Source organism: Rhizobium sp. BK098, from assembly GCF_014193155.1.
Taxonomy (GTDB): Bacteria; Pseudomonadota; Alphaproteobacteria; order Rhizobiales; family Rhizobiaceae; genus Rhizobium.
Genome location: NZ_JACHYY010000006.1, coordinates 1 through 13896 on the forward strand (window position 1 = coordinate 1; position 13896 = coordinate 13896).

At 58.5% G+C, this 13896-nt stretch carries 15 protein-coding genes and 1 pseudogene; all 16 read right to left on the reverse strand.

What is annotated here, in order from left to right; translation table 11 throughout:
* Positions 1-101: pseudogene (locus tag FHT73_RS29805) on the reverse strand (bifunctional methylenetetrahydrofolate dehydrogenase/methenyltetrahydrofolate cyclohydrolase); the annotation flags it as partial.
* Positions 102-218: 117 nt separating this feature from the next.
* Complete coding sequence (locus tag FHT73_RS16420) at positions 219-2135, reverse strand: succinoglycan biosynthesis transport protein (RefSeq protein ID WP_183713048.1); 1917 nt, start codon at positions 2133-2135, stop codon at positions 219-221.
* A 202-nt stretch (positions 2136-2337) separates the two neighbouring features.
* Positions 2338-3177, reverse strand: coding sequence for a WecB/TagA/CpsF family glycosyltransferase (locus FHT73_RS16425; RefSeq protein WP_112610984.1), 840 nt, complete (start codon positions 3175-3177; stop codon positions 2338-2340).
* 242 nt (positions 3178-3419) lie between these two features.
* On the reverse strand, positions 3420-3947 hold the full coding sequence (locus FHT73_RS16430; protein WP_132715837.1) for a hypothetical protein: 528 nt from the start codon (positions 3945-3947) through the stop codon (positions 3420-3422).
* On the reverse strand, positions 3944-4312 hold the full coding sequence (locus FHT73_RS16435; RefSeq protein WP_015338831.1) for a hypothetical protein: 369 nt from the start codon (positions 4310-4312) through the stop codon (positions 3944-3946). Before FHT73_RS16435 ends, FHT73_RS16430 begins: the two co-directional genes overlap by 4 nt.
* A gap of 14 nt (positions 4313-4326) precedes the next feature.
* Positions 4327-4923 carry a rod-binding protein gene (locus FHT73_RS16440; RefSeq protein WP_183713051.1) on the reverse strand — a complete coding sequence of 199 codons (597 nt, stop codon included), beginning with the start codon at positions 4921-4923 and terminating at the stop codon, positions 4327-4329.
* A 130-nt stretch (positions 4924-5053) separates the two neighbouring features.
* Positions 5054-5473, reverse strand: a complete 420-nt coding sequence (locus tag FHT73_RS16445; protein ID WP_112610972.1) for a hypothetical protein — start codon at positions 5471-5473, stop codon at positions 5054-5056.
* A gap of 69 nt (positions 5474-5542) precedes the next feature.
* Complete coding sequence (gene fliR / locus FHT73_RS16450; RefSeq protein WP_112610970.1) at positions 5543-6295, reverse strand: flagellar biosynthetic protein FliR; 753 nt, start codon at positions 6293-6295, stop codon at positions 5543-5545.
* A complete protein-coding gene (flhA, locus tag FHT73_RS16455; RefSeq protein WP_112336513.1) occupies positions 6292-8379 on the reverse strand; it encodes a flagellar biosynthesis protein FlhA in 2088 nt (695 codons plus the stop codon). Before flhA ends, fliR begins: the two co-directional genes overlap by 4 nt.
* Positions 8380-8527: 148 nt before the next feature.
* Positions 8528-8794, reverse strand: a complete 267-nt coding sequence (gene fliQ, locus FHT73_RS16460) for a flagellar biosynthesis protein FliQ (protein ID WP_015338826.1) — start codon at positions 8792-8794, stop codon at positions 8528-8530.
* 29 nt (positions 8795-8823) lie between these two features.
* Positions 8824-9324, reverse strand: coding sequence for a flagellar hook assembly protein FlgD (flgD, locus tag FHT73_RS16465; RefSeq protein ID WP_112336514.1), 501 nt, complete (start codon positions 9322-9324; stop codon positions 8824-8826).
* Positions 9312-9764 (reverse strand): flagellar biosynthesis repressor FlbT, encoded by a 453-nt coding sequence (flbT, locus tag FHT73_RS16470; RefSeq protein WP_112336515.1) that lies wholly within the window; start codon positions 9762-9764, stop codon positions 9312-9314. The genes flgD and flbT overlap by 13 nt, the downstream gene beginning before the upstream one ends.
* Complete coding sequence (gene flaF / locus FHT73_RS16475) at positions 9761-10108, reverse strand: flagellar biosynthesis regulator FlaF (protein WP_106996633.1); 348 nt, start codon at positions 10106-10108, stop codon at positions 9761-9763. Before flaF ends, flbT begins: the two co-directional genes overlap by 4 nt.
* Before the next feature lie 37 nt (positions 10109-10145).
* The gene (locus tag FHT73_RS16480) at positions 10146-11195 is read right to left on the reverse strand and encodes a flagellar hook-associated family protein (RefSeq protein WP_112336516.1); all 1050 of its coding nucleotides are present in this window, start codon (positions 11193-11195) and stop codon (positions 10146-10148) included.
* Between the two features lie 3 nt (positions 11196-11198).
* Positions 11199-12689 (reverse strand): flagellar hook-associated protein FlgK, encoded by a 1491-nt coding sequence (flgK, locus tag FHT73_RS16485; RefSeq protein WP_112336517.1) that lies wholly within the window; start codon positions 12687-12689, stop codon positions 11199-11201.
* A 510-nt stretch (positions 12690-13199) separates the two neighbouring features.
* Complete coding sequence (locus FHT73_RS16490; protein WP_183713054.1) at positions 13200-13871, reverse strand: response regulator transcription factor; 672 nt, start codon at positions 13869-13871, stop codon at positions 13200-13202.
* Positions 13872-13896 lie beyond the last annotated feature (25 nt).

Below are 13896 nucleotides of genomic sequence, written 5' to 3' on the forward strand. Positions count from 1 at the left end.
CCGGTCTTCGCATCGGCCTCCTGCTCAAGTCCCGCCGCCGCAGCCTTCACGGCCTCGATCACCGAAGCGGCTGCCTTCTTCCCGTCGATCACTGTCGTCACGCTCGTCTCCCGATCATGAATTCGCTGGCAATCTACAAGCCATCCACTCCATGGAATGGCCTGCAAACGCCCTATGGTGTCTGAAAGCGGTAATTGCAAGGGAAAACGATGAGACGATCAGGCGCGGTCCGGATGTCTGCGTACAGCGTAGGTTTCGACCTTGGCACGCAGCGATGCAAGCTCTTGGCGGATGAGGCCCCACTCGTCCGCAATATCGAGCCGATCCGCATCATGGACGAGAGCAGCCGGTGGTTCAGGTGCGATCGCCGGCAATAACTGAGGCTCCAGATCATCCTCATGGCGAAAAGCGTAGGCTTCCGGCATGGTGCTTTCGTCAGCTGCCTGATCTTCTGTCGGCGCGGCACCAGCCAGCCATTTGCGCAGGAATACGGCGCAGAGTGCCAGACCAAAACCTATGAGGAAACCGACAGCCTGATTGCTCACGAGCCGGTTATCCAACGGGGCGGCGGCCGCGACGGCCTGGGACAATACCGTCAGCGGCGGCCTGACTTCGGAAATCGTCATGCCAGCATTCTGCTGATCGGCCTCGTAGCGGGTCTGCGCTGTCGTCACGGCATCCTGCAGTTGCCCGAGGCGAGCGAGGTCCACATCACTCCCCGTCTGACTGAAAGCCGTCATTTGCGCCGAGAGAGCGGTCTGCTTTTCCAGAGCCGCTTTCACGTCCGCCTCGCTGCTGACGGCGAGCCGCTGCAACTGACTGCGCATATTGGCCGCGAGATCATCGACCGTTGCCTGTTGCGCCAGCAGGCGGGGATGGCGCGGGCCGAGCTGCACAGAAAGCTGTGTCAATTGTGACTTTGCGGCGTTGTAGCGGCTGCGCAGGTCATCAAGACCTGGCGACGAAAGATCGCCCGACAATGCGCCACTCAGCACCGATGCCGGCGTCGCCGATTTGACAGCTGCGAGACGGGCCTTGGCGGTGCGTAACGCCAGATCGGCTGCCTTTATCTGCACATCCAGCTGCTGACGCTGCCGCCGGAGTGTCTCGGCCGCGGTAATCCTGTCTTCGCCATAGCGCGTCTTGAATTCGGCAAGGGCGGCAGAGGCGCGATCGAGTTCCTTGCGGCTGCGATCGATCGCCATTTCAATCCCGAGCGACGTACCGGCTGCCTTCGCAACACTCGGATCATAGAGGGTTGCGATAACCAGCCGGTTGGCAATATCGGCCGATCTGGCGGGATCGCCCGACGTAACGATCAGGCGCAGCAGACCCGTCTGACTATCGATCTCGACGGCAACGTCTTTGCGCAGCGTGGCCTGCGCGCGCGACGGCGCATCGGATGCGTTGCCGCTGCCGGAAAGCAACTCGACGGCAACGCCGAGGGCACCCGCCCGGCTGCCGGTAAATTCCGGATCGCGATCAAGCTTCATCCTGGCAACGACGTCGGACAATACGGACGGAGCGACGACCCGCTTTGCCGCAACATCCAACAGGGCCTGACGCGCGCGGCCATCGCCTTCCGCATGGAGCACTGCCTGCGAGACATAACGCGGCGGCGGCGCAAGCAAGATGGGAACGACCGCCCCCATCAGCGCGGTTGCGGCGACGAAACTGAGCGCACGGAGGCTGAGAGACCGGCGCCCAGTCCACGACATGTGTTCAACGGCAACGGGAGCGGAGCCGATTTGCGGCGGAAGCTCCGGCATGCCCTCAAGCAGATCGGGCACGAATTCCAGCAAATCGGGCGCCGGTTCCGATACCCGTTCCGGCAACCGGCGGCGTTCCGCATAGTAGACGTCGGAGATATTTCCGGCCTGTGCGGCTGCTAGCGCGCGCTCCTGCGATCTTCTATGGCCGGACACCGGATAGGGGTCGCCATTCAAACGTCTGCGCAGGATGGCACGCAGTTCCGCATCACGCGGATCGTCGGTGTTGGCAGCGCGCAGACCGATCGCACTACCCAAATCATCGTCTTCGCCATAAGGAGAGGCACGTGTTCCAGCGCGCTGCGAAACCTCAGAGGTTTGCGCGTCGTAGGGATAAAATCCGGTCCTGGCTTTGCTTTCAAACATGGCGGGCTATCTCGCGCACATGGTCGGAGACCAATGCAAATGGTTAACCCACTCTAAACTTTCATACCAAAGAAAGAGTTAACGCCAAGCCCGCAAATACCAAAGCATTTCCGCTTTTCTTCGAATCGCGAAAACGTTTTAAGCTCTTGTTTCTTTGCGCATTCCGGACGGAAAGCCGCTACTCACTTTTCCTGGAAATGCTCTAACTTGCCAATTTGTCCGGCGGAGCAATGCGCCGCTGCGGCAATGGATGCGGCTCTGCGCGAAGGACGCGTTCCTTGCGGCCGAACTGATGCCTGACAACCTGATAGAAGAACAGCGGTATGCCCAGCATATAGCGCCGCCAGAGCCTGCCCGGCTCCAACACGAGACGGAACAGCCACTCGCTGCGCATCGCGCGCACGAGGCTTGGCGCCCGCGGCACAGTCTCCGAAATGAAATCGAACAGGGCGCCGACGGTCAGGACAAGACGGGCGTGCTGCGGGCCGACATGCTCGGCGACCCATTTTTCCTGCAAGGGCGTGCCCATGCCGACGATCAGGACATCGATCTTCTGGCGGCTGATTTCCGCCGTGACTGCGCTACTCCGGGCCGGATCGAAGAAGCCGTCCGATACGACGACGAACTGGTGCCAGGGAGCATGCCGGCGAAATCTCTCGGCTGCCTTCTCAACAACAGAGCGCTTGCCGCCCAAGAGGCCGATCCGTTTTGGCCGCTCCATGAATGTCAGCAGCGCGGGCACGAAATCCGTACCGTTCAGATTGGCCGGGAAAGGTTCGCCATGAGCAACGCGTGAGGCGATGTCGAGGCCGACGCCGTCGGGAAGCACCAGATTGCGCTCGAGAACACTACGGTAGGTTTCATCGCGCAGCATGATAAGCATGTTATGCGCATTGACGAAAGAGATCGACGTCTGTCCGACCGGCAGGGAAGCGAGTTCGTTGACGAAGGTCAGCGCGTCATCCCAGTCGAGATCGCATACCGGCAGATCGAAGATCATGCGGCGTGACGCGGCGACGGCAAAATCGGCTACCTGGTTCAATCCAACACCCTCCTGCCCGGCATCGCTGACGCACATGATGCCAGTACGCATAAAGCGCATGCCCCTCACCGTTCATCGATGCGGCGACTGGGAGACATGGCTCGGAGGAGTTTATAGCAAGACAAATCCAACTTTCCGTTAGGAAGGAAGGTTGGATTTGCTGGAAGCTATCAGGAGTTTGTTAGGCATACCGATAGAATGTAAGAAATTGCTTACGTTTATCGCTTTGCCGTCCAGAGATCTCACTCGACCGGCACTTTGTCCTTTGCCGCGTCCTGCACGATCTTGACGGGTTTGACCGTCCTCTTGCCCACGGTTTCCCCGCCGTGGGTTTCTTCTTTGGAAAGATAGTCGAGCTGCTCTATCAGCACATCGGCGACATAGTCGCCACCAAGTCGCTCGTTCATCCGCTTTTTCAAATCAGCGCGAAAGGCGGCAATATCGAAATTCTGCGCATGAGCGATGTCGATCGTCTTGTTGCCGATCAACAGCGAAAAAAGTTCGTCCGTCGTCAGCTCCGGCAGGGGGATCTGCAGAGCATTTGCCTTGCCCTTCTCCATCATGAAGGAGATGCGCGTCAGGAAATAGCCGGTCACCTGGCCGTTGGCGATAACGGGAACGTTGATCGATTCGCCCTTGACGAGCTCCTGCTGCGCCTTTTTGGCATCGTCAGGGCTGATCGCGGGCGCCGTCGCCACCTGCACCGAAAAATAGACCGAGGCCAATGTTACGGCGCAGACCCACAGGCCGGTGATAACGAGCTTGATCATCCGGCCTCACGGACGCGGAATTGTTCCTGCGAATAGGTGCCGTCCCCATCGGCATTCTGCACGGCATTCTTCAAGATGTCGGCGACAGCACGAACCGCCTCGAGATGCGCCTCGACCCGACGAGCGTTCAGAACCAGCTTCTTCTTTAGATCATGCAGCTGTTCGATGTGGGCGGCGGCGAGATCAGCCGGATCGGTATCGCGAAAGAGCATCGACAATTCGTAGAGGCAGCGGCTCTTGTGTGCGTTCGATACCTTGAGATCGAATTCCGGGTCGCTGCCGATCCGGTTGTTCTCATTGTCGATAATCATCTCCAGGCGACCAAGGACAGACTTGATCCGATAGTCCTGCGACATCATTTCCATGTTTGTTACCTCGCTCATGCTTTCTGGGACGTCAACGAATTCTGGTTGGTGATGCTGGTGTTGCCGTCGTTATCGGCATTGGCAGCGGCCAGCGTCTTGCGCTGAAAATCGGTAATCGCGCTGAGCGCCATTTTCTTGTCGTTCTCGTCGGTCGCCGCATGGATGGCGCCGGTATTGCGCATCTTGTCGACCTGTTCCTTGTACATTTTTTCGGCGATGCCCACGCCTCCATTCTTGGAGATCGTATCGCCCAGCTGCTCGGCCATCATGCCCTTCCAGATCTCGCCGGCAGAACCTTTGCCGTAGAGCGTTTCGCTGCTCGGCAACATGTTCTTCACGAAGTTCTGCAGCACCATGGACTCGAACTTGCGATAGGCCTGCGGGACCTTGGTCCCGGCGACATGGGTATTGGCATTGGCAAGGCCCGCCTGGGTGGCGGCGCTGTTCATCGCATCCACCGTCGCACCGAAGCCGTTGCCGTTTTCGGCAAGGCTGGTGGCGGCAAAAGCGGCGCGGTTGGCGGCAAGCTTGGCCTGTGCAACCTCGACATCGGCGGGATTGGCGGCCTTGACGACATCAAGGACCAAATCACTCGGAGGCGAAATAGCCATGTCACGTCTCCTTCTGCTCTCGCATGCCCTGACACGAGCGGCTCAGCGCTCGTGTCAGGGCATGTCGAATCAAACTGTCAAAACGGATCGGCAACCCAACGCTGCGAATCCTGTTCCATGATCGCGATGATTATGGTTTTTGAACCTTGCTGGAGGCTGGCGTTGCACCGGCGAAGCGCTGGTCGATGATGTCGTAGACGGCATTGTCGTCCGCCTCCCGCGTTTCCAGCTCGCGGGCATCCTTCATGTGCTCTTCCAGCCTGTCGCCCTTGGTGCGCTCCTGCTGCACCTTCATCTGAATGAGCGTCTGGATGCTTTCCAGCTGCTGGTCCCGGATCATCAGGCGGCCATAGCGCTCGGCGTAATGGATCGAGAATGCCATGTGAACGGGATCAACGGAGCCGATGGCGACCATGACCCGCTCCATCGATTCGGTGACTTCCGACCGCTGTCGGGTGGTATCGGCCAGCTCGCTTTCCGCCATCCGTTCCAGATGGCGCTGTACCGCGACGAGGCGCTTCAGTTTTTCGGACCGGTTTTTCTCAGCCATCGCTACCTACCCGCCGGTCGCCTTGTTCCGGCTGCACTCGAATCGGTGTTCGCCCTTGTGTCATTACGGCTAATGCCCGTTGAAGACAGTCAGGAACGCATTGGAAAACTGACTGACCAACGCCGCAATACTGACATAGAGCATAAACAGCCCTCCCATCAGCAGATAGGGCGTGGAAATGAAATAGATCGGGATCTGCGGCGCCAGCTTGTTGATGAAACCGATCGAAATCTGAAACATCAGGCCGTAAAGAAGGAAAGGGCTTGCCAGCCGCAGCATGATGAAGAAGGTCGTCGCAAGCGTGTCGGTGATGGAAATCAGTGCCGCGCGCGGCTCGATATGCCCTCCGAAGGGAATGACCGAATAGGAATCGACCAGCGCCTGCAAAACATAATGGTGAAAGTCGAGAATGAAGAGGATCATCAGCCCGCAAAAACTAATGAGGCTGGTGAGCGATGTCTCATTCGATTCCTCGACGAGGTCGGCACCGCCGGGCGCATTGAAGCCGATCAGCATTGATATGACCGTGCCGGTAAACTGCAGGCCCAGCGTGTAGATGCGAGCCATCATCCCATACATCAATCCGATGACGGTTTCGGTGAAGATGAGGCCGATATAGTTCGCATCGCCCTTCGACACCTCAGGATAGATCGTGTTCCAGAGCAACGGCAGGATCGCCATCGTCAGGGCCGCGGAAAGCAACAGCCTGATCTGCGGGGGAACGCGGCCAGAGGAAAATCCCGGGAGGACCATCATGCAGCCGCCGATGCGACAGAAGGCGACGAACAGCGCCAGAATGGTCCCCTGGGGATCTGATATCATGAAATCGAACCTAGAATCTTGATCTCGATCCCCTTGGCCAATTCCACATGCGACAGGACCGGAAGCGTCGCGAACAGGCGTTCGATGATCATGCGCACATAGGAGCGCGTTTCCGGCGACGTGACAAGAACGAAGGGCATGCCCCGGTCCATGTATTCACGGATAACTTTGCCCGCCTGCTCGCTGAACTCTTCCAGGCTGCGCGGATCGATATCGAATTCGACGACTTCGCCCTTCTGGTCGCGCTTCAACGCCTGATGGAAGATGAGGTCCCATTTGCTGCCAAGGCGCAGGACGCGCAGCACGCCGTTATCGGCCAGATCGCCGCAGAGCTGCTGCGCCATGCGGACACGCACATGCTCAACAATCTGCTCGGTCTTGCGCACATGCGGCGCCAGTTCCGCAACGGCTTCGAGGATGAGATGCAGGTTGCGGATCGAGACACGCTCGGCAAGCAGCAGCTTCAACACGGCCTGCAAGCCGGAATAGGACATATGCGACGAGCAGATTTCGTCGGCGAGCTTCTTGTATTCCGGATCGAGACGGTCGATCAGGACCTTCACGTCCTTATAGGACAGCAGCGCCGGCAGGTTGTTGCGGATGACTTCGCTCATATGGGTGAGCACGACGGAGACATTGTCGATTGGCTGGAAGCCCTCGCGCTTCAGATCCTCGGCAAAGGCTTCGAGGACAGAGAAGGCCGGCATGCCGAAAGCGGGCTCGCGGATCTCGTCGCCCGGGACGGTCGGCTTGCGGCCGGAACCGGTGACGACGAGCACTTCGCCGACGCGCAGCATGTTGGAGGCGATCGTCGTGCCATGGATGCGGATCTGGTACGACTTGTCGGCAATCGCCATGTCGTCGATCACCTTGATCTCCGGCACGACGAAGCCGTATTGCGTCGCGAACTTCTTGCGCATCTTGCCGACGCGGAAAGCCAGTTCCTGATGGGCGCCGAGCAGACGGGTGGAGACGATCTTGCCGAGCGCCAGTTCGATCTCTGCGGTCTTCAGCACCGATTTGACCGAATCCTTTTCCATTTCCTTCGTCTGCATCACCTTCTGCTCTTCGGCGTCGCGGCGAAGCTTGTTCTCAGCTTCGATCTGGCGCGGAATGAACCAGGCGCCGGCGGCCATCAGACCGCCGAGGAAAACGAAGGGAAGGAAGGGCATGCCGGGCATGATGGCCAGGATGCCCATGAGGACCGCAGAGACGGCGAGCGCGCGCGGATAGCCGCTCAGCTGATTGACGACGGCCTGGTCGGTCGAGCCAGAGGTACCACCGCGCGAAACGAGGAGGCCGGCAGCGAGCGAGACGATGAGGGCCGGCATCTGCGACACCAGACCGTCGCCGACGGAAAGCTTCACGAAAACGTCCGCAGCCTGGCCGATCTGCATGCCATGACGGAAATAGCCGATGATGATGCCGCCGAAGACGTTGATGCAGGTAATCAGAAGACCGGCAACCGCGTCACCACGTACGAACTTGGACGCACCGTCCATCGCACCGAAGAAGGAGCTTTCCTCTTCCAGTTCGCGGCGGCGACGCTGCGCTTCCTTCTCGTCGATGAGACCGGCCGAAAGGTCGGCGTCGATCGCCATCTGCTTGCCGGGGATGGCATCCAGGGTAAAGCGGGCGCCGACTTCGGCGATACGCGTCGCACCCTTGGTGATAACGATGAAGTTGATGGTGATGAGGATGAGGAAGACGATCAGGCCGATGACGAAATCGCCCGACATGACAAGGCTGGAAAAACCGGCAATGACGCCGCCGGCGGCATCATGCCCTTCATAACCGTGCGAAAGGATGACGCGGGTCGTGGCGATGTTCAGCGCCAGGCGCGTCATCGTGGCGATCAGCAAGATCGTTGGAAAGGACGAGAATTCCAGCGGCTTCTTGATCCAGAGCGCCACCATGAGGATCAGCACGGAAAAGGCGATCGAGAAGGCCAATCCAAGGTCGATCAGAAACGGCGGAATCGGTAGGAACAGCACGCACAGGATGACCATGATGCCGAGGGCAAACCCGATATCGCGGACGCTAGGATTGGCTTTGGGGAGTGCTATTGCGGGTGGTTGTGCCATCGACCGGTTCCGTCTCTTCATGAGAGGAGGCAAGCGGCTGAACCGCCTGCCCTATTGGAACCGACCTCTAAAGGCCGAAGCTTGCGCGAGCATGGCCGATGCCATCGATGCGCGTGATCCGGAGGCCGAAATGGCCTTCAGATTTATCCTAGAAACCCGATTGAATGCGGGAGAAGACGAGATTGGTGAAGATTGAAATCTGCGCACCGACGAATGGCGCCGAGATGCCGATCGTGACCATGACGGCGACGATCTTCGGAACGAAGGTCAAGGTCGCCTCCTGCACCTGGGTGAGCGCCTGAATCAGCGCGATGACCAGACCGACGACCATGGCGGCGATGACAGCCGGACCGGAAGCCACAAGCACTGTCCAGATTGCCGCCTGGAAAATATCCAATGCATCGGCTTCATTCATAATCTGTCCGCTCCCGGTTCAGCGGCACGTCATGTGCCGCTGGTCTGATCCGTATTCGACGACGAATCACTGTTGCTACTATCGCTCGACGTGGGCGAGGTATCAATGGTCGTGCCCGCCGGAGCGATCGTCACGCCGGCCTGGATCAGAATCTTGTCGCCGGCATTGGTTTCGGCAATGATACCGTCCGTATAGACGCTTACCTGCTTGATCGTGCCGGTGGTCTTGCCGTCGGCGCTCATGATCTGCTTGCCGATGTAATCCGAGGCCTGCGAGATCCACTGGTTCTGCAGCACGGTTTCCAGATGCGAGTTCGTCTGGATCTGCTGCTCCACCTGGGAGAAGCTCGCCAGCTGGGAAATCTGCTGGCTGGCATCCATCGGACTGGTCGGATCCTGGTTCTTCATCTGCGCGATGAGGAGCTGCAGGAAATCGTTGTAGTTCAAAGTAGCCTTTGAGGATGCGGCGGCAGCATTGCTGGCAGTGTTCGGAGAGTTGGTGCTGCTGGCGACGCTATCTACCGCTGCCATGGAGCGATCTCCCGGCGGATGTGCTCGATCGTTGCCGCCGGCATTTCCTGGCTGTTCAGAATCTGATCCTCTATCGCGTACAGGCTGCGGATCGCCTTCAGCGCGTCAAAGGCGCGGCCGGTGGAGACAAGCCCGTCGATGCGCTTGAGTTCGGCCAGCACTTCCTCATTGTGGAAGCACGACAGCAGCATGACGATCGATTTGCGGAACATCGCCGTCGACTGCTCCTTGCCCTCAGGATTGATAAGGATCATCTGCGCGATGAAATAGAGCTGGCGCAGAGGCGTTGTCGCCTCCTCGGGCTGAAGCACGTGGTTTTCGAGCAGGAATGTCACATCATTCAGGAACTCCAGAGCAACCTTGCGATCGACACGCAGGACGGCCCCGTTGATAAAGATCTTTTCCCCGGCTTTGAGCGATATGCGAAGCGTACTTTTCATTTAAGTCCATCCCTGATGATGGTGGTGACATCTATGATGCCTTGATAATTTTCCGACTGGCGCAGCCGAATTCGATCGCATTCCTTCAAAATCCAGATGGCAATCGAGATAAGGTTGGCACGCAGTTCGACATTGAGCTGGTTCTCCGGGCTTTTAAGGTCGTCGACGAAGCTCACCCATACGCGACGCGTATAGAAGAGAGCCTCGATCGCTTCACGACCGTATTTTTCCGCATCGCGGGCCGCGGAGAGAAGAGCTATCGACCGGTCCAGAACTTGCCGTTCTCGTTCCTTGGCGTCGGCCACAGCGTCCTGCATGACTTCCGCATATGAGAACTGATACATTCATGCATCCTTCCTGGTCATTACGTCCCTTTGATCATCAAAGGTAATTTACAAGGCTTAACTGCTGGATCTTGGAAACAATAGTGTAAGCCGTTTGGAGTTGCGTCTGGAGACTGTTGACCTTGGTCGACGCCTCGTAGGGGTCGACCCCGGTCAGGTCGCCAATGCTCGTGGTGAGAATGGTCTTCTGAGCGTTGAGCGTCGTATTCGCATCCGAAAGGCGCGACTGCGACAGGCCGAGCTGGCTTGCCTGGCTGTTCAGCCCGTCAACCGACTGACGCGTATAGCTGATGGCCTGCTTCGTGACCGCGTTCACGGCGCTCTGATTGAGACCGGGAGGCGTGCCCATGAGCGCGTTGGTCACGCTGGTCGCCAGCGCCAGATACCGAATGCCGGACGAATTCGCATTCGTCGAGCTTTCGATGACTTCCGAATTGCTGATACGACTGGTCATATTCTGATCGGACGCACTCGACCAGCTCGACCAGCTGGGGTCGGACGTGAACATCGGCTCGACCTTGGTCTTGATGAAATCCGTTATCTGGTCTGCGGATATGGTCGCTGCGGTTACCGCCGGCGACTGGGCGGCCATGTAGGTCGTCAGTGCCGATTGAATAGCCGCGTTCGTTGTAGCGGATTGATCCGTCATCGGCTGAACGTCGGTGTTGGTTCCGGCAAAGAGATATTCGCCGTTCACCATCGTATTGGCGGAAGCGATGACGTTCGACAGGGTCGATGACGCCGCCTGCTGCGCCAGGGCGACGCTGCTGCCGTCGGTGTTGCCGCTCAGCGCCACCAGTTGATCCATCAGCTTCTGCGCCTGCGTGCCCATGCCGGTCAGGGCGGTCTGCGAGGTTGTCATCCGCTGGTTGGCAATGGAATTGCTGCTGAGGATCGAGTCGATACGGGACACTTCCCGCGTCAGGTTCACATTGAGCGACGTGCTGCCGCCGAGCGAAACACCGATATCGGCGTAAACGCCAGTGGTCGCCTCCGTAGAGGCGCTCGTCATCTCATTTTGCGCCTGGCGGACGGTCTGCCGCATGGCATTCTGAATGGCTGTGCTCGAAATGAAAGAGAGTTTCATGGCTTAGCTCGCAAGGTCCAATACAGCTTGAAGCATCTGGTTGACGGTGTTCAGTATCTTTGTTCCAGCCTTGTAGGACTGCTCAATATCCATCATCAGTGTCAGCTCTTCATCGAGACTGACACCGGTCGCATTCGAATAGGCGCCCGAAGAGCGCGAAAGAGCGGCGGACGTATTTTCCGCCGCGGTCGTCGCCGTGCTGCGCTGGCCTTCCAACCAGCCAATGGAGCTGGCTGAATAATCCATCAGGCTGGCATTGGTGCTGGAGCCTGCGGTAGGATCGAACGCCATCTTCGCATTCATTGCCGTAATGAAGGCATCAAGCTGTGTGGAATAGCCGCTGCCGCCGCTGGTATTCTTCGTATAACCGGTCTCAGTCGCGCTATTATTGATACCACCATCCCGCAGCAACGTGGGGTCGCCACCTTGGGATGTGATTAATTTCGAATTAACGGTGATCGAGCCGGCCAAGCCAGTGACCGCGGTCCCGCTGGCAGGAATAGTGCCGCCACTCCAGGTAAAAAGACCCGGCAATGTAGGCTTGGAAGGATTGCTGTTCGTTTCCGCAAAGACCGTAACCAACCCTCTGGCGATCTCATCGAGCTGCTTCTGGTAGGTCGGCGCAACGTCGTCACGGATCTGAAGCGCCGCCTGCAGAGTGCCCTGCGCCGTCGTATTCGCACTCTGGCCCGGGGTCAGAGCAACGCCGTCGATATAGACGCTGTTGCCGGGGACCGGAGTGGCCGCCGTATACGTATCCGTCGACTTGAACGTCACCGTGCGCGGAATGGTCTCGAACAGAGTCGTTCCGCTGCTGGTATAGAGCGCCATGTCGTTGTTGCCGCGCGTCACCGTCGTCACGCCAACGATCTTCGAGATCTGGTTCAGTATCGAATCGCGCTGATCCATCGCGTCGGCAAGCGCGCTCGACGTGGGATTGGCAGCCGCCGTGGCCGATTTTACCGCCTCGTTGGCCGTCTGGAACTGCTTGAGAAGGCTATTCAGCGTATCGACGTCGGACTTGATCTGCTTGTCGGCGTCGGCGCGGGCGCCCTGTACCGCCGTCGTGGCATTGTTGAGAGATGTGGCCAGGCTCTGGGCTGCATTGATCGCGGATTGGGCCGCCGTGGCATTGGACGGCGATCCGGCGTAATTTTGCATCGCATCCTGAAATGCAGACAGATAGGTCGCCGGCGCAATTTCGTTGTCGTTGCCGCCAATCGTTGCCGACTGAAGATTGCTGTAGGCGTTCAGGAGCAGTTGCTGCGCCGAATCCGACGACGCCGAGCTGAGATAGGCCTTCTGCAGTGCAGGTTCACTGCTGCGCGAGATCTGCACCACCTGTGCGCCGGCCATGTCGGTGGTCAACATTGCCTGGCGCCGCGAATAATTCGTATTGTTGGCGTTGGCGATGTTGTTCGACACCACGCTGCTCTGCGTGCCGGTATTATTGAATATTGCCTGCGCGTTGTTGAGAGCTGTTGTAAGCGACATGACTGACTCGATACCCTATTCGTTTAGCGCGGCAGATCGGCCGAGGACGCTGGAAATGTCGGAATAGCCTGTCGGAGCGAGGCCGGCGAAATAGACCAGATTGTCGTTGGCAACGGACGGACGGCTCCCCCAGAGAATCCGCGCACATTGATACGGCGGTCAGAAGCGGCGCTGAGGCGGGCTGCCTCTGCACTCACTTCCGCAAACGCGGTCTCTCTGCTGCCGAAATTCCTCATCTGGAATCCTCGTTATCCTTCATACGACTGAGAGTAGGTGGCGGGCCTTGCGTGAAGCTGTCTGAGAAAACGAAAAAACGATCATCGCGAAAAGCGTCGTCGCAAGTCTCGTGCGAGAGATATCACCGCTCGTTATTACGCCGTGGATGGTAAGGGAAGGCGCACTTATTCTTGCTGTGATTGTCCCGCGCACTGCAAAAGAATAAGCCCGGAAATCAAGGGATTTCCGGGCTTATCAGCAGGCTTTAACATCTGGAATGCACGACTGGCAGTATCAGCTCCAGTCGATGCAGTAACCAAGGAAGCGTTTGGAATCGACCGGATCGAAACCGAGCTTCTTGCGCAGCTTCTTGCGCAGCTTGGAAATATGGCTTTCGACGACGTTCTCTTCGACATCCTCGTCGAAGATGCCGTAAATGGCGTTGAAGATCTGGGTCTTCGTCACGCGGCGACCGCGATTGGCGATCAAATATTCGAGGATGCGGCGCTCGCGGCGCGGCAGGGCAAATACGGAACCGTTTATTTCCGGATCGCGGCCATCGGCGAAGACGCGGATGGGGCCGATATCGGTGTAGTTGTTGATCGCCTTCAACCGGCGGCGGATCGCCGCCGCCCTGGCCAGGATTTCACGAGGATGGACCGGCTTGCGCACGACATCGTCCACGCCGCAATCAAAGAGTGCAAGCGTGGCTTCCAGCGAAGGCTGGTCGCTGACCGCGATGACAGGTGCCGCCGTCCGGTCGCGAATCGCCCTCGGAAGCTCGAGCACTTGCTGCCCCTGTCCGATCAGGAAGGCTTCGACCGCAGCAATGTCGCCCTCTGCCGCGGTCGAGACCCATTCGCTAAACTCACGCGGATCAAATCCCGTCGAAGGGATGCCCTCGCGCCCAAAGAGTGATGTGTATCCGTCTTTAACGAGCTCTCGCTCATCAACCACTACGATCATTCGTCCGCCTCCGAATCAGTGTGGT